The sequence below is a fragment of the Flintibacter muris genome (genome assembly GCF_943192995.1).
Lineage (GTDB): Bacteria > Bacillota > Clostridia > Oscillospirales > Oscillospiraceae > Lawsonibacter > Lawsonibacter muris.
Genome location: NZ_CALPCP010000007.1, coordinates 70949 through 92153 on the forward strand (window position 1 = coordinate 70949; position 21205 = coordinate 92153).

Annotated in this window: 19 protein-coding genes, 3 tRNA genes and 2 pseudogenes; 13 read left to right on the forward strand and 11 right to left on the reverse strand. The window is 59.9% G+C overall.

Annotated elements, in window-relative coordinates; genetic code table 11:
• Positions 1-347: 347 nt before the first annotated feature.
• Positions 348-2711 carry a sugar phosphate nucleotidyltransferase gene (locus tag NFS22_RS08240; protein WP_251317240.1) on the reverse strand — a complete coding sequence of 788 codons (2364 nt, stop codon included), beginning with the start codon at positions 2709-2711 and terminating at the stop codon, positions 348-350.
• 226 nt (positions 2712-2937) lie between these two features.
• On the opposite strand from NFS22_RS08240, the gene NFS22_RS08245 reads away from it, so the two are divergent.
• From NFS22_RS08245 to NFS22_RS08265, 6 genes are all read left to right on the forward strand, one after another.
• Positions 2938-3270: an arsenate reductase family protein gene (locus NFS22_RS08245; protein WP_251317241.1), complete on the forward strand. Its 333-nt coding sequence runs from the start codon at positions 2938-2940 to the stop codon at positions 3268-3270.
• 124 nt (positions 3271-3394) lie between these two features.
• Positions 3395-4387, forward strand: coding sequence for a helix-turn-helix transcriptional regulator (locus tag NFS22_RS08250; RefSeq protein WP_251317243.1), 993 nt, complete (start codon positions 3395-3397; stop codon positions 4385-4387).
• A gap of 109 nt (positions 4388-4496) precedes the next feature.
• Positions 4497-4919, forward strand: a complete 423-nt coding sequence (locus NFS22_RS08255; RefSeq protein ID WP_251317244.1) for an NfeD family protein — start codon at positions 4497-4499, stop codon at positions 4917-4919.
• 37 nt (positions 4920-4956) lie between these two features.
• Positions 4957-5931 carry an SPFH domain-containing protein gene (locus NFS22_RS08260; RefSeq protein ID WP_251317245.1) on the forward strand — a complete coding sequence of 325 codons (975 nt, stop codon included), beginning with the start codon at positions 4957-4959 and terminating at the stop codon, positions 5929-5931.
• Positions 5932-5958: 27 nt separating this feature from the next.
• A complete protein-coding gene (locus tag NFS22_RS23710) occupies positions 5959-6084 on the forward strand; it encodes a hypothetical protein (RefSeq protein ID WP_277614756.1) in 126 nt (41 codons plus the stop codon).
• Between the two features lie 97 nt (positions 6085-6181).
• The gene (locus tag NFS22_RS08265) at positions 6182-6817 is read left to right on the forward strand and encodes a hypothetical protein (RefSeq protein WP_251317246.1); all 636 of its coding nucleotides are present in this window, start codon (positions 6182-6184) and stop codon (positions 6815-6817) included.
• A 281-nt stretch (positions 6818-7098) separates the two neighbouring features.
• Here NFS22_RS08265 and NFS22_RS08270 read toward each other — a convergent pair.
• The 4 genes and pseudogenes from NFS22_RS08270 to NFS22_RS08285 all read right to left on the reverse strand — a co-directional run.
• A pseudogene (locus tag NFS22_RS08270) lies at positions 7099-7330 on the reverse strand (recombinase family protein); the annotation flags it as partial.
• Positions 7331-7736: 406 nt separating this feature from the next.
• Positions 7737-7828: transfer RNA gene (locus NFS22_RS08275), tRNA-Ser, on the reverse strand.
• 131 nt (positions 7829-7959) lie between these two features.
• A tRNA-Ser gene (locus tag NFS22_RS08280) sits at positions 7960-8046 on the reverse strand.
• A gap of 327 nt (positions 8047-8373) precedes the next feature.
• A complete protein-coding gene (locus NFS22_RS08285; RefSeq protein WP_277614757.1) occupies positions 8374-11019 on the reverse strand; it encodes a cation-translocating P-type ATPase in 2646 nt (881 codons plus the stop codon).
• Positions 11020-11262: 243 nt separating this feature from the next.
• Between NFS22_RS08285 and NFS22_RS08290 the strand changes: the two genes are divergently transcribed.
• Positions 11263-11349: transfer RNA gene (locus NFS22_RS08290), tRNA-Leu, on the forward strand.
• Between the two features lie 90 nt (positions 11350-11439).
• A pseudogene (locus tag NFS22_RS08295) lies at positions 11440-11769 on the forward strand (transposase); the annotation flags it as partial.
• 16 nt (positions 11770-11785) lie between these two features.
• On the opposite strand, the gene NFS22_RS08300 reads toward NFS22_RS08295, so the two are convergent.
• Complete coding sequence (locus tag NFS22_RS08300) at positions 11786-12211, reverse strand: helix-turn-helix domain-containing protein (RefSeq protein ID WP_251317249.1); 426 nt, start codon at positions 12209-12211, stop codon at positions 11786-11788.
• 176 nt (positions 12212-12387) lie between these two features.
• Between NFS22_RS08300 and NFS22_RS08305 the strand changes: the two genes are divergently transcribed.
• Genes NFS22_RS08305 through NFS22_RS08320 form a run of 4 tightly spaced genes read left to right on the forward strand, consistent with a single transcriptional unit; the run spans position 12388 to position 15560 of the window.
• A complete protein-coding gene (locus NFS22_RS08305; RefSeq protein ID WP_251317250.1) occupies positions 12388-12723 on the forward strand; it encodes a protein kinase family protein in 336 nt (111 codons plus the stop codon).
• Complete coding sequence (locus tag NFS22_RS08310) at positions 12627-13031, forward strand: protein kinase domain-containing protein (RefSeq protein ID WP_251317251.1); 405 nt, start codon at positions 12627-12629, stop codon at positions 13029-13031. Before NFS22_RS08305 ends, NFS22_RS08310 begins: the two co-directional genes overlap by 97 nt.
• Before the next feature lies 1 nt (position 13032).
• Entirely contained in the window at positions 13033-14280 is a 1248-nt protein-coding gene (locus NFS22_RS08315) for a right-handed parallel beta-helix repeat-containing protein (RefSeq protein ID WP_251317252.1), read from the forward strand.
• A 17-nt stretch (positions 14281-14297) separates the two neighbouring features.
• Positions 14298-15560 (forward strand): zinc ribbon domain-containing protein, encoded by a 1263-nt coding sequence (locus NFS22_RS08320; RefSeq protein WP_251317253.1) that lies wholly within the window; start codon positions 14298-14300, stop codon positions 15558-15560.
• 86 nt (positions 15561-15646) lie between these two features.
• On the opposite strand, the gene NFS22_RS08325 is transcribed toward NFS22_RS08320, so the two are convergent.
• The 5 genes from NFS22_RS08325 to NFS22_RS08345 form a co-directional block, all read right to left on the reverse strand.
• On the reverse strand, positions 15647-16846 hold the full coding sequence (locus NFS22_RS08325; RefSeq protein ID WP_251317254.1) for a hypothetical protein: 1200 nt from the start codon (positions 16844-16846) through the stop codon (positions 15647-15649).
• 240 nt (positions 16847-17086) lie between these two features.
• A complete protein-coding gene (locus NFS22_RS08330; protein WP_251317255.1) occupies positions 17087-17848 on the reverse strand; it encodes an MBL fold metallo-hydrolase in 762 nt (253 codons plus the stop codon).
• Between the two features lie 118 nt (positions 17849-17966).
• Entirely contained in the window at positions 17967-18455 is a 489-nt protein-coding gene (locus tag NFS22_RS08335) for a hypothetical protein (RefSeq protein ID WP_251317256.1), read from the reverse strand.
• On the reverse strand, positions 18452-19846 hold the full coding sequence (locus tag NFS22_RS08340; RefSeq protein ID WP_251317257.1) for an NAD(P)/FAD-dependent oxidoreductase: 1395 nt from the start codon (positions 19844-19846) through the stop codon (positions 18452-18454). Before NFS22_RS08340 ends, NFS22_RS08335 begins: the two co-directional genes overlap by 4 nt.
• A 146-nt stretch (positions 19847-19992) precedes the next feature.
• Positions 19993-20388 (reverse strand): hypothetical protein, encoded by a 396-nt coding sequence (locus NFS22_RS08345; protein ID WP_251317258.1) that lies wholly within the window; start codon positions 20386-20388, stop codon positions 19993-19995.
• Positions 20389-20600: 212 nt separating this feature from the next.
• On the opposite strand from NFS22_RS08345, the gene NFS22_RS08350 reads away from it, so the two are divergent.
• Complete coding sequence (locus NFS22_RS08350) at positions 20601-21086, forward strand: deoxycytidylate deaminase (protein ID WP_251317259.1); 486 nt, start codon at positions 20601-20603, stop codon at positions 21084-21086.
• Positions 21087-21205 lie beyond the last annotated feature (119 nt).

Below are 21205 nucleotides of genomic sequence, written 5' to 3' on the forward strand. Positions count from 1 at the left end.
TACACAATCAGACGAAGAACTGCCCCGCTCCGGCCCTGCCTCGCCGGTTTGGGTACGCGGTCCCTTCGCCTTCCAATGGATATCTGCCGTACGATTCCCCGGGCCGGTCCCCGTCTGCGTTACGGGTGGGGCCAGAGGGATATATTTAGACGCCGGGGCGGAAGGTTTGGCCTTCCGGCCCCATTCGGCGTTTAAATCAGGTGTAGGAGCGGCCTGCGGCCGCCTGTATTATTCTGCCTGTCAGCAGGCGGCCGCAGACCGCCCCTGCAGGGAGACAATACTGGAAATTATTTATAGTATACCACACATTTCCACAAAAGTATACTATGCGTTTCTAAAGAACAAAATCAGGGCTGTGTGTCCTCATCTTGTACACATTGTTCAGAAATGGCCCGGTCAAGCTCCGCCGCCCGGTCGGCGTAGAAGTCGCACAGCTCGGCGGCCAGCTCCAGGTCGGGGCCCTCGGCGGTAATGCGCAGGGCGGACCGGCGGGCAATGGGGGTCAGATAGACCCAGCCGCTGCCGGTGCGCATGCGCAGTCCCTCCCCGGAGGGCTTGCGGGACTGCTCCCGGGCCAGGGCCTGCATAACCCGCCCCCGGTCGGAGGACAGGGGCACCTCCCGCCGCCAGGAGGAGAAGCGGGGCGTTTTGGACACCAGCGTCTCCAGCTTCTGTCCGGAGATAGCCATCCGGGCGCAGATGCGGACCGCCGCCGCCGGGGCCTGACGCAGCCAGGGCTGGGCGGCGTACAGCTCCCGAGCCTGGTCCCCGTCCCGGTCCAGGCGCAGAACGGTGCCGCCATAGCCGGCGGCCACCAGTTCAATGGCCGCGCTGGCCGCGGCGGGAACGGCCACCTTTCCCGAGCCGTTTTCCATCTCAATCAGGGCAAGCAGGGTGAGCAGCTGGCCCGGGTCCACCATGGCCCCCTGTTCGTCCTGGGCGGTGAGGGAGAAGCCCCCCCGCTGGGCGTGGAAGGCGGGGATGCCGGGGCGCCACTCCCGCTCCAGCCTGCACCCCAGGGCGGCCAGCGCCGCCCGAAGGGCCCGGTCCTCCGGGGTGGACTCACCCACCGCCGCCACCGCCCGCCGCAGGGCGGGACGGCGCAGTCCGGCAAGCTCCGCCACCCCCTTGGCCCACTGCTCTTGGGAATACTCCAGCTGGCGCAGCCGGCCCACCTTGTCCCCACGGGTGCGGCGGACCTCCCCCTGGAGAAGAGCGTGCTCCAGCTTCCGCTCCCTGGTCCGGCCCAGGGGCAGGCCGTTTCGATCAAAGAGATGGAGGTAAACAGTATTTCCGCTCTCCTCCACAAAGAGGGAGACGGGCAGCTGCTGAAAGACGGCCAGTCCCGCCCCCTGGACAGGGCTGGCAAGGGAGTGGGTCAGCGCCTCGCCGCCGGCGGCGGCGACCCCCACCGCAGCCGCCCTGGCCAGCATCCCGGCTCCGGGGGTGGGGGAGCAGCCCAGGCCCACCTGGCCCTCCGCCCCCAGAATACTGCCCAGGGTGAGCAGGGCCTCCGGGCCCATGTCCTCCCCCAGGATACCACGGATGGTCCCGCTGTCCCCAAAGCGCAGCACCCCCTTCTGGCTTCCGCTGGTGATGGAGCGGGCCAGACGGCAGGCGGCAGGGGCGGTCTGTCCGGGCCACAGCTTGACCCGCTCCAGCAGGGTGCACCCCTCCTCGGCCAGGGCGTTCTCCCCCAAAACCGCCCCTTCGTTGAGAACGGCCCCCTTTTGGGTGGAGGCATTTTTGCACAGGATGGCCCCGTAGAGGGTGGTTCGGGAACCGGCGGAGGCGTCTTCCAGCAAAATGGACCGCTGAACCATGGCCCGGCCGCCCACTCGGGCTCCCCGGTCCAGCACGGTGTGGGGGCCCACAAGACAGCCCTCCCCCAAAGACACCCCTTCGCCGATCCAGCAGGGGGGCACCAGGTTCAGCCCCTTGGGCAGAGGGCGGGCAGACCAGACGCCCCCCTCCCGCTTGGGCAGACCCATATCCAGCTTCACTTTGCCGGACAGGGCGTCGCAGACGCAGTCCAAATAGGCTTTGCAGTCCCCCATATCGCACCAGTAGCCCTCCAGAGGCAGGCCGCAGAGGGGCGCCCCCTCCCGGAGCAGGGCGGGAAACAGGTCCTTGCCAAAGTCCCACACTGTGTCCTTAGGCACCCGGTCCATGGCGGCGGGGGACAGAACATAGATACCGGTGTTAATCTGATCGGTAAACACCTGGCCCCAGCCCGGTTTTTCCACAAAGCGTTCCACCTGGCCATCCCCGCCGGTGAGGACCAGCCCATACTCCAGGGGGTTGGGGTGGCGGTACAGGCCCAGGGTGGCCTGGGCCTTCCGCTCCCGGTGGAACTGCACCAGCTGGGACAGGTCCAGGTCGCAGACGCAGTCCCCGCTGATAACCAAAAAGTCCTCCCGCCCCAAGTGGGACATGCAGTTTTTCACGCTGCCCGCCGTTCCCAGGGGCTCATCCTCCACAAAGTAGGTCAGCCGCACGCCCAGCTGTTCCCCGCCGCCGAAATAGTCCATCACCGCCTGGGGCTTGTAGCACAGTGTGACGCAGATGTCCGTGATTTTATGGTTTTTCAGCAGATTGATGATGTGCTCCATCACCGGCCGGCCCAGCAGAGGGGTCATAGGCTTGGGACTGCCCAGGGACAGGGGCCGCAGCCGGGTGCCCTCCCCGCCCGCCATTATGACAGCTTTCAAACAGTTCGCCATCCTTCCGTCGTTTCATGGTGGTTAGTATGGCTCGGGACAGCCTCTTTCAATCTTGTCTGCAGTAACAAAATATGGTATACTGCTGGAAGAATGACCGGTGATATAGTCATCACACTTGAAAAAACGCAAATGCCGCCTATGAAGTCCAAATCCAGGCCGCTTACGCGGCTTTCTGCGGCGAGATTTGAAGTGCTTTGACGAGAGGAGAAGAGACATGAATATCCAGATTTTTGGGAAAAGCAAGTGCTTCGACACCAAAAAGGCGGAGCGGTGGTTCAAGGAGCGGCGGGTGAAATTCCAGGCGGTGGACTTAAAAAAACAGGGGATGAGCTTGGGGGAGCTGACCAGCGTGAAAAACGCGGTGGGGCTGGAGGCCATGGTGGACCCCAGGCACCCGGACGCGGCGCTGGTATCTTACCTGGCGTCTGACCAGGCCAAGCTGGAAAAGCTCTTTGAGGACCCCTCCCTTCTGCGCACCCCTGTGGTCCGCAACGGCAGACAGGCCACCGTGGGCTTCTGCCCTCAGGTTTGGGAGGGGTGGAGCTGACGAAGGTTCCCCAAAAAGGAACAGCGGGCCGCCGAGGGCGGCGGCCCCTGCTTGAAAAGTCCGTTTTATGGGACAACATATCTGCTATGCTGGGGCGTGAAACCCGGAAAGGAGGATACCGACTATGTCAAAAAGCGGCAATCAAAAGACAAAACTGCTCTATCTCTACCGCCTGCTCCTGCGGCAGACCGACGAGGACCACCCCCTCACCGTGCCCCAGATTATTGAGGAGCTGGCCCGGAATGATATCAAGGCCGAGCGCAAAAGCATCTATGACGACCTGGAGGCCCTGCGCCTGTTTGGGCTGGACATTCAGTCCCGAAAGGGCAAGGTCCCCGGCTGGTTTGTGGGGGACCGGGACTTTGAACTGCCCGAGGTCAAGCTGCTCATGGACGCGGTGCAGTCCTCCCGCTTTATCACCCAGAAGAAGAGCGACGCTCTGATCCGAAAGCTTGAGGGACTGGCCAGCGTCCACCAGGCGGGCCAGCTCCAGCGGCAGGTTTACGTCTCCGGCCGCATCAAGGTGATGAACGAGAGCATTTACTACAATGTGGACAAGCTCCACGCCGCCATTGCGGGGCAGAAGGCCATCACATTTAAGTATTTTGACTACGATATCGCCCGGAAAAAGGTGTTCCGTCAGGAGGGAAAACGGTATGTGGTCTCACCCTACGGCCTGATCTGGAACAGCGAAAACTACTATCTGGTGGCCTTTGAACACGCCCATCAGGAGCTGCGCCACTACCGGGTGGACAAGATGACCGAGATCGTGGTCACCGGTCTGGACCGGGAGGGGCGGGACAAGTACCCCAACTTTCAGCTGGCCGAGTATGGCCAGAAGCACTTTGGCATGTACAGCGGACAGGAGATGCAGGTCACCCTCCGGGGCAGGCGGGACAAGGCCAGCCTTGTGTGGGACCGCTTCGGTCAGGACGTGATCCTGGTGCCCGACGGCGAGGAGCACTTTACCGTTACGCTGCCGGTGGTCATCAGTCCCCAATTTTTCGGATGGCTGCTGGGGCTGAACGGCAGTGTAACCCTGACGGGCCCGCGGGAGGCCGTGGCCGCCTACCGCCGCCGGCTCACCGCCACGCTGGAGGAACTGCCCTCCCCTTGACACAGAAATGAAAGAATAAAATTCCGCCCGCCCGGTGGTAATTTTCCCGGCAGTGTGATATGATAAGCATGGGAAACTGTATCCACTGAATTTGAAGGGAGGACTTGCGATGAGAATTTTCTGGCTGGCCGCGTTTATCGCCTTTGCCATAGGAGAGGCGATAACGGTGGGGCTGGTCTCCGTCTGGTTTGCCGTGGGGGCCCTGGCCGGACTGTTTGCGGCGGCCCTGGGCGCCGGGCTCTGGCTGCAAATTACAGTGTTTTTGGGGGTGTCCGCCCTGGCACTGGCACTGTTCAAGCCGCTGAGCGGCAAATTCCTCAGGCCCAAGCTGTCTGCCACCAACGCTGACCGGGTGATCGGCGCCTCCGCCCTGGTTACCGAGACCATTGACAACTCCCAGGCCCAGGGCCAGGTGAAGGTAAAGGGCCAGGTCTGGTCGGCCAGGTCTGACCAGGATGTGGTTATCCCCGCAGGGAGAAATGTGCGGGTGCTGCGTATCGAGGGCGTAAAAGTCATTGTAGAGCTTTTGTAAAAACACAAATTGAACTAAACAAGGAGGAAATAACATTATGGAATACATCATTCCAACCCTTATTGTGATTGTCATTGGCATTGTGGTGTTCTCGCTGCTGGCCAGTATCGTCCGTATCGTGCCGCAGTCCCGGGCCTACGTCATTACCTGGCTGGGCACCTTCCACGCCGTATGGGGAGCGGGCGTCCACTTCAAGGTACCTATTGTGGAGCGCATTGTCAAAAATGTGTCACTGAAGGAGCAGGTGGTGGACTTCGCCCCCCAGCCCGTCATTACCAAGGACAACGTGACCATGCAGATCGACTCGGTGGTCTACTTTCAGATTACCGACCCCAAGCTGTATACCTACGGTATCGAGAACCCCATGTCCGCCATTGAGAATCTGACCGCCACCACTCTGCGCAACATTATCGGCGACCTGGAGCTGGACCAGACTCTCACCAGCCGGGACCACATCAACACCAAAATGCGGGCCCTTCTGGACGAGGCCACCGACCCCTGGGGCATCAAGGTCAACCGGGTGGAGCTGAAAAACATTATGCCTCCCCGGGATATCCAGGAATCTATGGAGAAGCAGATGCGGGCCGAGCGTGAGCGCCGGGAGTCCATCCTCCAGGCCGAGGGCCAGAAGCAGTCTCAGATTCTGGTGGCCGAGGGCGAAAAGCAGTCTGCCATCCTCCGGGCCGACGCCGCCAAGCAGGCGGCCATTCTCCAGGCCGAGGGCGCCAAGCAGGCCAAGATTCTGGAGGCCGAGGCCGAGGCCCAGGCCATTTTGAAGGTACAGCAGGCCACCGCCGACGCCATCCGCCTGATTAACGAGGCCGCCCCCGGACAGGGCGTACTCACCATCAAGGCGCTGGAGGCCTTTATGGCTGCCGCCAACGGCAAGGCCACCAAGATCATCATCCCCTCCGAGCTCCAGGGAATCGCCGGCCTGGCCGCCACCGCCAAGACCGTCTTTGACACCGAGGACCCCAAGGCCACCATCACCAAGACTGTGCCCAAGCAGTGAGGCGAGAATCATATGGAGGCACTACAAATGACTGACAAGCAGTTTGATAAGATTATTAAGATGATCCGCATGGTCCTTGACGGCTGCAAAGACCTGGAGGAAGCAAAGCAAAAGGTCGAAGAGCTGTTGGAGGACAAGAAACGGGAAGACTGAGAGAAAGCCGCATATATCAGCAGACGCAAAGGATCAGGAATAAACGCAGAGGGCCGGGGAGTACTTCCCGGCCCTGATTGATGGAGGAGGCTGCGCTATGGCTGTGCGCAGTGTTCCGGTGAAGGGGCCGCTGATTAAAATGATGGCGGAACACTTTCCGGATTTTAAATTTTCCAGCGATTGGAGAGGGACATACTGTTTTATCCGGGAGCGTCCAGGGTACTGGTACGACTATCTGCCGGTTGACCGTTACTTTGATGACGGCAAGGGAGACTTGTCCATCAACTGGTATCTGATCGGCACCGGATGCGTCCCCGACTGGTATGAGTGGAACGGCTATTATCACACCTCGTGGCGAGTGACCTGTGCGCAGGGTCCGGCCCCCAATTTTCTGATTGGTCAGGTGGCGGCGGACCCGGCGGAGCCGTCAAGCCTGCTGGCCGCCCCCGGTCCCAGAGCCGCAATTCGCTATCAGACCAAAACAGAAAAGCGGCTGCCCCAGGCGCTGTTGGTGCTGGCGGACAAGCTTCAACGATATGTCCTTCCTGCTTTGGAGCGGCCCCTTCTCCCCGCACAGGAGCGCCGGCTTGCGCGGTGGCACCTGCTGGCGGAACACATTCTGCCCCGGCTCCAGACTCTGGAGCGAGAGGACCCGGAGACATTTGAGGCGGTAAAGGGCTGGCAGAAGCAGACTGCCCGGCGGTTTCCAAACTTTCCCTATAATGACGAGTAGGCGGCGGACCGCGGCCAGTTCCGAATCTATGGCTTTGTCCGCAAACGTCCGGGCTATTGGTATGACTATCTGACACTTGCAAGGCGGTTTGAGGACGGGAAGGGCGCTCTATCCATTGACTGGGACCTTGTGGGCATCGGGTGTAACCCGGATTTTTACGCCTGGAGCACCGGCGACCGGTGGCGCGTGCGCACCGGCATCCACTACAACTGGGGCGACCTGTTCGGCCCTTCCCGCCCACAGACCAAATTTCATGGGCCGAATCAACCCGTCCGCTATCAAACCGGGGAGGATAAGTATTCCTGTTTTTTAAGAATATGCACGACAAGAGATGAGCCCCATCCGTAAGGGTCTTTGACAGCTTTGTTTTTTGTTCACACCTTCTCCATACCGGGCAAGACGAACAGAAGGAATTTCGATTTTGTCAGCAGACAGCCGGGCAGCAATCTGATAGGGGCCGTATCCTTCCAATGTCATGGCGAAGATGCGGCGCACTACGGCGGCGGCTTTCTTCTTTAAACGCAGCCTGGGCTGTCTCGTATACCCAGTGGGAAACATAGCCCGCAGTGTGGATGCGAAGATATGTGTTTCGGTATGCCATATTGATTTTCCTCCTGAGTAAGATGGGAAACAAAAAACCGCCCCTGGCCCATTGGATTACTTCCAACAGGTCAGGGGCGGTTGATTTTCTTTGTTTTTGGAGGTTTTGAGCATCGCTCGAGAGTTCGACCCCCTCCAGCTTCAGAATCGGCCAATTCAGGGCCGATTTGCATCTTTTTCACGTTATTTCAAAATAACGCTTCCAATAATTTCAAGTCCCAACTTTTTGACAGTCTTTGCGGCATTTTCTCTTGAAAAATGAAAAACACCGCATTTTCACGCGGTGTTTTTCGCCTGCATCCTTTTTGGCGACACAGGTTGGCGCAGAAGGGGGGATTCGAACCCCCGCACGGTTTTACCCGCCTACTCCCTTAGCAGGGGAGCCCCTTATAGCCACTTGGGTACTTCTGCATAGCTACAAGTATAAACGGTATATGAACTTTATATTCTCTGACCTCATCAAAATGAAAGGGGCGGCAGAACAGCCGGGCTCTAATTTTTCAAAAGTCAGAGCAAGCAAAACAGAGCTTGCTCCAACGTCGTGGCGGAGAGAGTGGGATTCGAACCCACGGCTCTTGCGAGTCACTGGTTTTCAAGACCAGCTCCTTAAACCACTCGGACACCTCTCCGAACTGCCTTCATTCAGAGACAGTCGTTATCATACCATCTTTGGCTTCACTTGTCAAGGGCTTTTGAAAAATGTGAATGGAAATCATTTTGAAAAATGTGAATGGAAATCAATGTTCAGAAAATCCAACTTTAACTTTGTTTGTAGGGCGGGACGACTTGGCCCGCCGCTGGTTGGAAGCTGTTTCCAACGGCCCGCCGGGATCGCGGCCCCCTACAGCTTCGGCAGCAGAAATTTTGAAGCTTGCTGCAAATTCTATTCTGACTTTGGGCGCTTCCATCCTACAACAGCCCCACCAGGCCTTTGCCGGTGGGGCTGTGCTCTTACATTATTTCACGCCCAACTCGTCCTCGGCAGGTTCTGCCGTCTTTTTGCGGTCGGCGGCCTTGGCCCACTCGCAGATAGGGATGGGCGCGGCGGCCAGGGCCAGGACGGTACACCATTGGGCGGGGGACATTGCCGTGACAGAGAACACCCCCTGGAGGGGCGGAATCAACAGCACAGACAGCTGCATGGCCAGTCCCGCTAGAAAGGCCCGGTTCATAGCGGGGTTGGAAAATACACCCTGGGCGAACAGGGAGCGGTCCTCACTACGGACATTGAAGGCGTGGAACAGCTGGCACAGAGTAAGGGTGGCAAAGGCCATGGTGTTGGCCGCCGCCCCCTCCATCCCGGGACTTCCCAGCCGGTTAAAGCCCAGAAAATAGGCCGCCAGGGTCAGTCCCCCCACCATCAGCCCCTGCCAGGCCAGGCGGAAGGAGAATTTTTTGTCAAAAAGTCCGGCGTTAGCGTCCCGGGGCTCCTCCTCCATCACGCCCTCCTCCACCGGTTCCACTCCCAGGGCCAGGGCGGGAAGGGAATCGGTCACCAGGTTGAGCCACAGCAGCTGCACCGGTACCAGAGGCATCTGCCCAAACCCCAGCAGGGTAGCTGCGAAGATGGTAAAGATTTCCCCAATGTTGCAGGAGAGCAGATAGTGGATGGCCTTGCGGATGTTGGAGTAAATCCCCCGGCCCTCCTCAATGGCGGAGACAATGGTGGAAAAGTTGTCGTCGGTGAGGATCATATCCGCCGCCCCCTTGGCCACGTCGGTGCCTGTTTTGCCCATGGCGCAGCCTATGTCGGCGGCTTTCAGGGCGGGGGCGTCGTTTACGCCATCCCCTGTCATGGCCACCACCTGGCCCCGCTTTTGCCAGGCCCGGACAATGCGCATTTTGTGCTCCGGGGATACCCGGGCAAAGACGGCAAACTTCTCAATATCCTCCTCCAGCACCTCCTGGGGAATAAAGTCCAGCTCCGCGCCGGTTACCGACCAGTCGCCAGGGCGGGCGATATCCAGCTCCTTGGCCACGGCAATGGCGGTGGCCCGGTGGTCGCCGGTAATCATCACCGGACGGACGCCTGCCAGGTGGCACTTGGCCACAGCCGCCTTCACCTCGGGCCGGGGCGGGTCCATCAGACCGAACAGGCCCAGAAAGGTGAGGTTTCGTTCCACATTGCCCGGCTCCGGATTTTTTGGCTGCACAGACAGCGCCTTTCGGGCCACAGCGATTACCCGCAGGGCCTTGTTGGCCATCTCTTCATTGGCGGCCAGCACCCGGGCCCGGTCGCTCCGGGTCAGGGGTCCGCCGGGGGTATCCACGCACCGCTCCAGCAGTACGTCGGGCGCCCCCTTCACCAACGCCACCCAGCCGCCCTCCGGGTTGGTATGTATGGTGGTCATCAGCTTGCGGTTGGAGTCGAAGGGGATGTCGGCTACCCGGGGCCAGCGCTCCAGCTCCCTGGTCTGGTCCACCCCGTCCCGGGCGGCGGCTACCACCAGCGCCCCCTCGGTGGGGTCGCCGGAGGCGGTAGGGGCCCCGGCCTTCCAGGCCAGCCGGGCGTCACAGCACAGACAGCCCGCCAGCATAGCGTCCCGCCGCCGGGCGCCGGGGGTGATCCACACCTGCTGTACCGTCATCCGGTTCTGGGTGAGGGTACCCGTCTTATCCGAGCAGATCACTCCGGCACAGCCCAGGGTCTCCACGGCGGGGAGCTTTTTCACAATGGCGTTTCGGCCCGCCAGCCGCTGGACGCCTAAAGCCAGCACAATGGTGACAATGGCGGGCAGCCCCTCCGGAATGGCGGCCACCGCCAGAGAGACGGCGGTGAGAAACATATCCAGCATTCCTTTTCCCTGAAACAGCCCAACCCCAAACATCATGGCGCACACCGCCAGGCACAGGAAGGACAGGGATTTGGATATCTCCCCCATTCGTCTCTGGAGGGGGGTGTCTCCCTCGCCGCTGGCCAGCAGCAGTCCGGCGATCTGACCCATCTGGGTGTCCATACCGGTGGCCACCACCAGGGCGGTCCCCCGTCCGGCGGTGATGAGGGTGCCTGAGATCAGCATATTTACCCGGTCCCCCAGGGGGGTGTCCGCCGGCAGCGAGCCAACGGCCTGCTTCTCCACCGGTACCGACTCCCCGGTCATGGCCGACTCGTCAGCCTGAAGGCGGCTGCACTCCATGATCCTCGCGTCGGCTGGCACCTGGTCGCCGGCCTCCAGAATAATAACGTCCCCTGGCACCAGGGCGGTGGCGGCCACCCGGTGAGGCCTGCCCTCCCGCAGTACGATGGCCTGTGGGGAGGACATGCGCCGCAGCTCCTCCAGGGCCTGCTGGGCGTGGTCCTCCTGGGTGATGGAAATGATGCCGTTGACCACCACAATAACTAAAATGATAACCCCGTCCAGCCAGTCCTCCCCGCCGCTGGCCAGCAGGGATAGGGCCGCCGCCCCCAGCAGGACCAGGATCATGGGGTCCTTCAGTTGTCCCAGAATACGAACCGGCAGACTGGGCGGCTGAGGCTGGGCAAGCTGGTTGGGGCCGTATCTTGCCAGACGCTGGGCCGCCTCCCGTTCCGTAAGCCCCTGGGGCCGTCCTTCAAGCTCCTTCATTACCTGCGCCGCCGGCCGGCTGTACCAATCGCCCATGCTGTTCCTCTCCCTTCCAGTTTCTTCCAGTATAATCAAGGCCTGTCCATTTTTTTGGGGAAAACCGTCGAGAGATAAAAAATGTCCCTCCGGACTCAGGCTTCCGGAGGGATTGTTTCTTCGATTGCCGCTTGACCCAATTATGTTCCTGCTTTAGCCACCCTGTAAAAAGTTGAAAAAACCGTTGACAAATCATCACAATGACAGTATAATAACCAAGCGGTCTAAAAAAGGCCGCGCTTTGCGGCTGTGCTGGAATTGGTAGACTGGCAAGCTTGAGGTGCTTGTGTCCGGATGGGCGTACGGGTTCGACTCCCGTCAGCCGCACCAACTTGTGTCGCAAAAAAAGATGCAGGCGAAAAACACCACATTTTTATGTGGTGTTTTTCATTTTTTAATAGAAATCGGCAGAAAGACTAAGGTATCCGAGCGGATTGTAAAGAAGCTGTCCATCTGATAGAGGGTATTTCCGCAGAAACTCTGCTGGCGGATCGGGGTTATGACACAAATAATATCCTGTCCTATGCGGCTTCGGCAGGGATGGAACCCGTGATTCCGCCGAAGAAGAATCGGAAAGAACAGCGCGACTACGATAAATATCTCTATAAGCTGCGTCACTTGGTAGAAAACTGCTTTCTATCCCTGAAACGTTGGAGGGGCATTGCCACTCGCTGCGCCAAAACCTCAGATGCTTTTATCGCTGCGGTACACGTTCGCTGTATCGCTATTTGGGCCGCTATTCGTGCCTAACTTGGGTAGATATTATCTAAAACAGTGTCTTCTCATTTTCAGCAAACAGCTTGTCGTTGATCTGCTCCAGGGGGGTGCGGTGGAGGATGCCATGACTGATGATGGCGTCCCGTTTCAGCCTGGGGTAGATGGGGGCGTAGCCCACCCGCCTCAGCAGATGCTGGGTTTCCTCCAGGCTGGCCTCCATGCCGATACACAGGCACAGCAGACGGTCCCGGGAGGGCCTGCGCCGCCCGGAAAAGACCTGATACAGATAGACCTCGCTCATTTCGGCCTGCCGGGCCAGCTCCGCCTTGGACAGGCCGCACCTGTTATAGAGCTCTGTCAGAAACACGGTCATGTCCACATCTGTGAAGTACGCCTCGTTCTCTGTGATATACCGGTCCAGGTTGGGCTGGGTCATCAGCTCCTGGTTCAGGTCCCCTGTTGATTTCTCCTGCATACCCTGTCATCCCCTTTACTTCTCTTAAAAAAGCAGATATAATATACTTAACATTGTACAAAACTCTGCGGGCAAATACAATATGCTGGCTGCATAGGGTTTTAAATTTTGGGGTGATTACCATTTACGCATGGTTATCAGAACAGCTGCGGACCCGGTTTGAGGAGGTCCGCCTTTTGAAGGAGAGTCCCCGGGGCAGTGTGCGGCTGATCCGGCACCGGGACTCCGGCCAGCGGTTTATCCTCCGCCGTTTCACCGGCAGCGGGGAGGTCTATCAAAGACTGCTGAACTGCTCCTGTCTCTATCTGCCCCTGGTCTACGAGGCGGCGGAGCAGGACGGGAAAAACATTGTGATTGAGGAGTTCATCCAGGGGGACACCTTGGATTTTCTGCTGGAGGCGCTCTGTTCACCTCCTTGGAAACCGGGCAGATCGTCAGGCAGCTGTGCCAGGGGCTGTGGGTGCTCCACTCCATGGCCGCCGTCCACCGGGACATCAAGCCGGAGAACGTGATTTTGCGTGGGGGAAACGCGGTGCTCATTGACTTTGACGCCGCCCGCCTCCACAAGCCGGAGGCCGAAGCGGACACCCAGATTTTGGGCACTACCGGCTTTGCTGCCCCGGAGCAGTACGGCCTGGGCCAGTCGGACACCCGGACGGATATTTACTCCCTGGGGGTGCTGATGAATGTGATGCTCACCGGACAGCACCCCTCCAAAAAACTGGCGGAGGGGCGGCTGGGCCGGGTGATCCAGCGGTGTACCCAAGTCAACCCGGCCAAGCGGTACAAGGACGTACTGCGCCTGATGGAGGCGATTTGAGATGAAATTCTGTCCTCACTGTTCCGCCTCTATCCACGAGAGGGCCTCCTTCTGCCCCCACTGCGCCCGAAGCGTCAATCCGCGCACTGAGATCAAGCCTCCTTGGCATATGCCAAGGAGGGCGCTATATAGCGCCCTGACGGTCCTCATTGTTCTGGCTGCGGCCTTGTCGGGCTGGCTGTGCACCCGGCCCAGGGTCTACGACAACGGCACCGCCGAGATCATCTACACCGACAGCGACGGGAGTTATCAGCTCCTCCTCAACTATTTCGGCGACCGATTCCAGCCTATGACCGACTACTCGGAGGAGTTGGAGGAGGGAACCACCTCCAACAAGCCCTCCCGGCTGTTTGTCAACCATGTGGACACCGGGCTCAACGCCAAGGAGGCCTTTCTCCGCAAGGTGGGGGACATCACCGTGGAGATTTTACAGGGCAGCGACAGCCCTGAGCCCTGGCAGTATACGCCCCCTTGTATCTACGACTTCGCCCCGGAGGCCGCCCGTACCAGCATCCTTACCTACACCGACCGTAGCGGCGACATGGAGCTGCGCTGGACCATCCGCATGAGAAACGGCGACACCATCCGCCTGTACCAGCGGATGGAGCTGGGGGTGGTCCCCACCCGGCACTTCTACCCGGAGGACACGCCTATGGACACCCTGGAGGATTTACAGGCCCTGGTAGATGAGGTCAACGGGACCATTCCCGCAAATATTATCGTCTACATCCACCTGCCTGCTGTCAGCTACGAAGGGAGCCTTGTGCTGGCGGAGCGGGCCATAAATCTGATGGGCAGCGAGGGCCCGGACGGGAGCCGTACCACCTTCACCGGCAACCTTCAGGCCACTGCCCAGAAGGGCTACATCTGCCAGTTCAGCGGCCTGGACTTTGTGGGCGCGGGGGAGGGCGTGGGGGTGTCCGCCTCCGCCCGGATCAACTTCACCGATTGCCGCCTGTCCGGGTGGCGCACCGGTGTGCTGTGCTATGGAAACTCCTGGGTGAACATGAAAAACTGCACCGTTGAGGACAACGCCGTGGGCTTCCACTTCAACTCGGTCAGCGACAACCCAAATGACCACATGTACAGCGGCAACCTGTTCCAGAACAACGAGACCGCCGTACTGCTGGAGAGTGTCCCCAGCGACCAGGCCCTGTACTTTGAGGGCACCCGCTTCTCCCGCAACGGCACAGATATTGACAACCGATGCGGGCATGAGGTAAGCATTGCCAACGCTATTTTTGAATAGAGAAGGAGCACAAAACAATGGCTGATGTTTTAAAAATCTGCCCCCGTTGCGGCGCCCGGCTTCCGGAGGAGGCCTCCTTTTGCCCCCACTGCGCCCAAAGCGTCAAGGAGCACAAAGAGGTACTGCCTCCCCGTCGTCTGTCAAGGAGGGCGCTGTACAGCGCCCTCGCATCCCTTCTTATCCTGGCGCTGGCTGTGGCGGGCTGGCTGTACACCCGGCCCAAGGTCTATGACAACGGCACCGCCGAGGTCATCTATACCAACAGCGGCGCGACCTATCGGGTGCTGGCTGGCTGGATAAACGACCGCTTTAATCCGGCCCATCAGGTCAACCAGCCGGCGGATGTGGGGGACATGCTGTACACCTTCCCCCAATGCCTGTACATCAACCGCATGGAGAACAGCACCAACGCCAAGGAAGAGTTTATGGATCAGGTAAAGCAGGTCACCGCCGCCTTTATCGAGACAGAGAACGAAGAGCTGCCCTGGTATTGTGACGAACCGGTCCCCCGGGAAGACTACGCCCCCGATGCCGCCCTGGTTTCCTCCATTCACTTTTACGCCGGCAGCGGTCAGGGGACCCTCCGGTGGACCATTGAAATGAAAAATGGAGACGTTATCCGCCTCTATCAGACCATGCAGGCCCAGCCTATGGAGCTCTACCTCTTTACCCCTGAGAATACCCCGCTGAACACCGTAGAGGAGGTACAGGCCCTCCTGGACAGCCTGGACGTGATCACAGAGGGCAACCATATGAACACGGTGGAGATCCACCTGCCCCCGGTGACCTATGATGGAGGCATTACCATCCCCCGGGGGGTCAACCTCTACGGCGCGGGGGAGGAGGAAGGGCGCACCGCCTTCACCGGCCCCGTCCGCATAACGGGCCAGGCGACCGGGGTCTCCTGGCTCTACGACCTGGACTTTGTGGGCGGCGGAGAGGGCGTGGGCTTCTCTTCTTCCTCCCGGGTGTTCCTCCAGGGATGCCGCTTTACCGGCTGGCGCACCGGCCTGCTGATGCAGGACAACATTGCCTCCGCTTGGAACTGCACCTTTGAGGACAACGAAACCGGCATCCACTTCAACGCCGACACCGGGAGCTTTATGGACTCCCGCTATATGGAGGATGTTTTCCGGAACAACACCACCGCCGTCCTGCTGGAGCGGGTCCCCACCGAGACGGCCATCTCCTTCCCTGAGTCGCTGTTCTCCGGCAACGGCGCCGACATTGACAACCGCTGCGGCCAAGAGATCAGCATCGCCGACACAATCTTTGAGTAAATTCCAGAGAAGGGCGGACCTGCAGGTCCGCCCTTCTCGTTCCGCCTGATGCTGTTTTGATCGCTTACGCCGTCTGCCGGCCTGGGTCAGCGGCCTTCAGCCGCTACGCTCTCGTAGAGGCTTCCAAAATTATCCGTCTCCATCGAGAACAAATAGCTGGTGGTGGTGTGCTCATCCTCCACAATATGGAAGCTCAGGGTACCTTCGCCCTTCATGGCGTTCAGCACAGTGTCCACATACTTGTCGTCGATGAACAGGCGGTCGCCGCCGCAGTACACCGTTCCGGAGAGGCTGGTATCCGTGCCGTCCGCGCCGCGCATGGTGATCGTATACTCGTCCACATAGTTTGTAGAGGAGTTTTTCACCTGATTGCGGCCGTATTCATAGAGGAAGAAGGCCACCCGCTTCCCCTCTCCCTCAAACTCGTCCACCGCCACCTGAACCAGCAGCTTGGAATTGGTGGTCGCACTGTTGCTGAAGGTGCCTGTAAAGCTGGTTTCGTTGGTGATATACCACTCCTCGGTGGGCTGCTGGAAGTCATCCACGTAATAGTTCACGCTCCACAGGCCCTTTGTGTCGGCAGCGGAACTGCTGCTGTCATCGCCGCCGGCGGGAGCCGCCGCACCCGCTGCAGCGCTCAGGGTATAGAACTGGTCCGCCTCAATGGACTCACTTCCGTCGCTGCCCCACACGGTGGCGGGAATGGACAGGTCGTCGTTAAAGGCAATGGTAAACTCAGCGGTCTCAAACTGCTCCGCCAGCTTATTGGGGATGTTGATGTACATCACATAGTCCAGATCGGTGTAGGCGTCAATCTCAAAGTACTTGTCACGGATAAAATTGAAGCGCACATCATAGCCGTCCACCTCGTAGGTGCCGTTCACCAGGGCAGACCGGTTAAAGCAGCTGTCAGAGATCGCCCCGGTGGACTTGTTTTCAAAGTGGCCCTTTACCACCACCAGCTTATAGCCGTCCTCCACATACAAAGAGGTGGAGGAATATTCGCTGGTCTTGTATTGATATTCATCCAGCAGCTCCATAGAGTCAAAGGTCATGGTAAAGTTATCGTTGTCAATGCTGCCGCCAAGCTGAACCGGGGTGGCAGTCGGGCCGGGGTCCTGGACCTCCTCCGGCTGGGAAGAAGAAGCGCCGGGGGCGGATTTGCTGGCATCAGGCTCACCGCTGCCGCTGCTGTTTTGGGGCGTGCCTCCCCCTCCTCCGCAGGCGGCCAGCGCCAGAACCAGCGCGGCCGAAAGAACCAGGGACAGTGTTTTTCTCATTTTCATCTCAACAACCTCCTAATTTCATACCGGGCTGTGTTGTACAGGTCCGGACCGTGACTATCACTGTAACATTTCCGAACCTGAAAAACAATTAACTGGCTGCATAGGGTTGCAAATTTTCTTGCGCGGGAAACACTGTGCTCAAAACGTCAACCGGCGAAAACAGAAGTCTTTTGACATACTGCACAGCCCCACCGGCAAAGGCCCGGTGGGGCTGTTGTGGGATGGGAGTGTGCCGCCGGCTTACAGCCAGATGGCCCAGCCGTCATATTGAAAGGTGCCCGCGCCGTGGCGCAGCTTTCCCTCCCGCTTCAGCTGCCGCAGGGCATCCCGCATCTGGGTGGGGAGTGCAGGAGGGACATCCAGAGAGTGGTGGGCCGGGAGGACCCGCCGGGCGGGCAGGGCGGCCACCGCCTCCAGAGAGGCCAGATAGGCATCCGGGTCGGTGGAGGGGTAGTAGGCGAAAAGGGTGTCCAGATAGACCAGGTCGCCGGTGTACAGATCGCCCCGGGCCTCCTCCCAGAAGCAAAGGTGCCCCGGGGAGTGGCCCGGCGTGTGCAGAACCTGAATGGTCCGCCCGCCCAGGTCCAGCGTCTCCCCGCCCTGGAGAATCCGGGCGGGGGTCCCCTGGAACATCTCGTAGGTGTTTATATCAAAGTCCTCCGGCGCCTCGCAGCGGTCCAGCACCATCTCTCGGACGGTTTCCGCTGACAGGGGAAACTCCCCCTGGAGCCAGGGCAGCTCCGCCTGATGGGCGTAGAAGCGGGGGAAGTACTTGTGCCCGCCGATGTGGTCCCAGTGGATGTGGGTGGCAATGGCGGTAACCGGCTTGTCCGTCAGCTTTCGGACTTCGTTATAAATGTTGCAGATGCCCAGCCCGGTGTCGATAAGCAGGGCGCGGTCTTCGCCGATGAGAAGGTAGCAGTGGGTCTCCTCCCAGTGACGGTACTCGCTGATGACCCAGGTGTCGGGGGAGAGCTGTTCGGTGGTAAACCAGGGGCGCATAGAGAACTCCTTTCTGATGCAGGGGCGGCCTGCGGCCGCCTGTTGGGGGACAGTTTCACAAAAAACGGGCGGCCACAGGCCACCCCTAAATGGATTTTCTTTTGCGGCGGAAGGCAAATTACGCCTTCCGCCAGAGCCAAATCACGCCTTCCACCGCCAATACGGCCAGACACGCGCCGGCTATCATCAGATACTGCTGCCGCTTTTGCTCCGCGTAGCGCTGTGGAGTGAGCTCCGGGGACACAGTGATGTAGCTGTTCTCCTCCGGGATCGAGAGAACCCGCCGCTCCACCCGTTCCCGGCTGCGGACAGCCTCTTTTCCCTCCGTCTCGAAAGTGTCCCGCTCCCAGCGCCAGCCGCCGGGGGCCCTGTAGACCACCACGTAGACGTACCGGCTGGCATACCTGTGGTATTTCGGCTGCCAGGCCCCCTGACGGGTGGTGGAGTAGCCGCTGGAGGCGGTAAAGGTGTGGACGCCCTCGTCCACATAGGCCGCCGCCGGGGGCATCTCCAGGCAGGCTTTTATAGCGGCGGCGGCAAACAGGAGCATAGCGGCGGCCAAAAAGGGCGCGGCGCCCAGAAGGGCCGCCTTTAAAAACCTCTTCACTGTTCCAGCCGCTTACAGACCGCCCGGGCCGCCTGGACGCCGGAGGCCCCCGCCTGGGCCAGCCCTCTGGTGACCCCCGCGCCATCGCCGGCGGCAAAGAAGTTGGGCAGGGCGGTCTCCAGCTCGGGGGTGAGCTGGAGGCGGGCGGAGTAGAACTTCACCTCCGCACCGTAGAGCAGGGTGTCGTAATTGGCGGTGCCGGGGGCAATCTTGTCCAGCTGGTAGATCATCTCGATCAGGTCGTCCAGCTGGCGCTTGGGCAGGGTGAGGGACAAATCTCCGGGAACGGCGGCGGTGAGGGTAGGCCGGACGGTGGACTTGCCCATGCGGTGCTCGTTGGTGCGCCGTCCCCCCACCAGGTCGCCGAAGCGCTGGACCAGCACCCCGCCGGCCAGCATGTTGGACAGAGAGGCCACGTGCTTGCCGTAGCGGTAGGGCTCATTAAAGGGCTTGGTAAAGCGGTTGGACACCAGCAGGGCGAAGTTGGTGTTTTCAGAGCGAAGGGCGGGGTCGGCGTAGGAGTGGCCGTTTACTGTGTTGATGCCCTCCACGTTTTCCGCCACCACATGGCCGTAGGGGTTCATGCAGAAGGTGCGCACACTGTCGCCATACCGCTTGGTGCGGTAAACCAGCTTGGACTCATATACCACATCCGTGATATGCTCAAAGACCACGGCGGGCAGCTCCACCCGCACGCCAATATCCACCTGGTTGTTCAGCAGCTCCAGCCCCAGGTCCTTGCACTGGTTGGAGAACCACTCCGCCCCGGAGCGCCCGGGCGCGGCGATCAGGTACTTGCAGGCTACCTCGCCCCCCTTGGCCAGAATCAGCCGGTAGCTCTCCTCCGTCTTCTCAATGGAGGCCACCTCTGTATTAAAGGCAAATTCCAGCTTGTTCATCAGGCCCTCGTAGATGTTGGTGAGGATGCGCAGGTTGTTTTCGGTGCCCAGGTGCTTGCACCGGGCCTGAAGCAGGTGGAGGTCATAGGCCAGGGCCTGCCGGGCTAGCTTTCTGGCCGCGTCGCTCTCGGTGGAGAAGACCTCGGTGGTGGCCCCGTGGGCCACATTGATGGAGTCCACATAGTCGATCAGCTCCATCACGCGGCCCGGCTCCATAAAGTCGGTGAGCCAGCCGCCGAACTGGGTGGTAAAGTTGAATTTCCCGTCGGAAAAGGCTCCCGCTCCGCCAAAGCCGCACATGGTGTGGCACACGGGACAGCGGATGCACTCCTTTACCTTGCCCGCCACAATGGGGCAGCTGCGGTGGTAGATGTCCGCGCCCTGATCCAAGGCCAGCACCTTCAGCTCAGGGTGGAGATGGGCCAGCTCATAGGCGGCAAAGATACCCGCCTCGCCGCAGCCCAGGATGACAACGTCGTATCTGGCGTTCATAGTGGTACTCCTTTCTGTTGTGGGGGTTGCCTTGATGATACGCAGGGGCCGCCCCTGCGGCGCTTGTCATTGATCTGAGTATATCACAGCTTTGGGCAAAATACAACGGCCCGCCGGAACATGGCGGGCCGAAAGAGGCGGAACACTCAGCTCTTTTCCTGAAAATTTGCGCCGCAGCTGCGGCAGGTGACGGTAATCTTGCCCCGGCCCCGGGGGACCCGGAGCTGCTGGCCGCAGCTGGGGCATTTGAAATAGACATGCTCCTTGTCCCGGTGGATGGTGCGGCGCAGCCGCAGCCAGCTGAGGACGGGGCCGGCCGCCCGCATGAATCTGGCGTTCTCCATCCTCCTGCGCTCCATATTGCGGGACAGCAGGCGAAACAGGGTGAGGGCCAGAAGGACAAAGCTGACAAAGTACAGCATATCCCATCTGGTGAACATAAACACCAGATAGAGCAGCAGATAGAGGCCTATCAGGAACAGGTTCAGCTGGTCGTTCCCATAGCGGCCATACATAAATCGCTGGATCGCGTTGCGGATCATAGAGCGCCTCCTTGGCAAAATAAGGGACGGCAGGCGAACCGCCTGCCAATATACCTTACTATGATAAACCCTCTAAAATGTTCCGTCAAGGTGCTATTCGTAAACAAAATGTAAATTTCATCGGCATTTTCCCTGAATTTTATGAAACGCTTGCGGCACGGCGAAAAATAGTCTATACTGTCGGTAGACAGAAACTACATGGAGGTACGCCCATGGAACGCATTGACAAGGAAAATTACTACCTGGATATCGCCGCCACGGTACTGGAGCGCTCCACCTGCATGCGCCGGTTCTACGGGGCCATTATCGTCCAGCACGACGAGATTGTCTCCACCGGCTATAACGGCGCGCCCCGGGGGCGGAAAAATTGCCTGGATCTGGGCTACTGCACCCGTGAGGCTATGAAGATCCCCTCAGGGGAGCGGTATGAACTGTGCCGCTCTGTCCACGCCGAGGCCAACGCCATCATCTCCGCCGCCCGCAGCGAGGTACTGGGCGCCACCCTCTACATGGTCTGCAAGGACCCCAAAACCAAACAGCTGATCCCCCACTCCACCTCCTGCTCCATGTGCCGCCGCCTTATCATCAACGCCGGCATCAGGCGGGTGGTCATCCGCGACACCGACACCCGGTACCGCGTGGTGGACGTGGTGAAGGACTGGGTGGAACAGGACGACTCCCTGCCCCGGCAGGTATGACACCAATGTGACGGCTCTGGGTTGAAACAGGGGCGTTTCCCTTGCCTTTTCCCAACCTTTTCACCGTTCAACCTGGGGTTGATTGCAAAATCCGCACAGCCCGGGTATGATAGGGGGTG

What these genes read in the sequence shown, in the direction of transcription:
- NFS22_RS08245 (WP_251317241.1), top strand. Translation starts at nt 2,938, where the DNA reads ATGAATATCCAGATTTTTGGGAAAAGCAAGTGCTTCGACACCAAAAAG.
- NFS22_RS08250 (WP_251317243.1), top strand. Translation starts at nt 3,395, where the DNA reads ATGTCAAAAAGCGGCAATCAAAAGACAAAACTGCTCTATCTCTACCGC.
- NFS22_RS08255 (WP_251317244.1), top strand. Translation starts at nt 4,497, where the DNA reads ATGAGAATTTTCTGGCTGGCCGCGTTTATCGCCTTTGCCATAGGAGAG.
- NFS22_RS08260 (WP_251317245.1), top strand. Translation starts at nt 4,957, where the DNA reads ATGGAATACATCATTCCAACCCTTATTGTGATTGTCATTGGCATTGTG.
- NFS22_RS23710 (WP_277614756.1), top strand. Translation starts at nt 5,959, where the DNA reads ATGACTGACAAGCAGTTTGATAAGATTATTAAGATGATCCGCATGGTC.
- NFS22_RS08265 (WP_251317246.1), top strand. Translation starts at nt 6,182, where the DNA reads ATGGCTGTGCGCAGTGTTCCGGTGAAGGGGCCGCTGATTAAAATGATG.
- NFS22_RS08285 (WP_277614757.1), bottom strand. Translation starts at nt 11,019, where the DNA reads ATGGGCGATTGGTACAGCCGGCCGGCGGCGCAGGTAATGAAGGAGCTT.
- NFS22_RS08300 (WP_251317249.1), bottom strand. Translation starts at nt 12,211, where the DNA reads ATGCAGGAGAAATCAACAGGGGACCTGAACCAGGAGCTGATGACCCAG.
- NFS22_RS08315 (WP_251317252.1), top strand. Translation starts at nt 13,033, where the DNA reads ATGAAATTCTGTCCTCACTGTTCCGCCTCTATCCACGAGAGGGCCTCC.
- NFS22_RS08320 (WP_251317253.1), top strand. Translation starts at nt 14,298, where the DNA reads ATGGCTGATGTTTTAAAAATCTGCCCCCGTTGCGGCGCCCGGCTTCCG.
- NFS22_RS08325 (WP_251317254.1), bottom strand. Translation starts at nt 16,846, where the DNA reads ATGAAAATGAGAAAAACACTGTCCCTGGTTCTTTCGGCCGCGCTGGTT.
- NFS22_RS08330 (WP_251317255.1), bottom strand. Translation starts at nt 17,848, where the DNA reads ATGCGCCCCTGGTTTACCACCGAACAGCTCTCCCCCGACACCTGGGTC.
- NFS22_RS08340 (WP_251317257.1), bottom strand. Translation starts at nt 19,846, where the DNA reads ATGAACGCCAGATACGACGTTGTCATCCTGGGCTGCGGCGAGGCGGGT.
- NFS22_RS08345 (WP_251317258.1), bottom strand. Translation starts at nt 20,388, where the DNA reads ATGATCCGCAACGCGATCCAGCGATTTATGTATGGCCGCTATGGGAAC.
- NFS22_RS08350 (WP_251317259.1), top strand. Translation starts at nt 20,601, where the DNA reads ATGGAACGCATTGACAAGGAAAATTACTACCTGGATATCGCCGCCACG.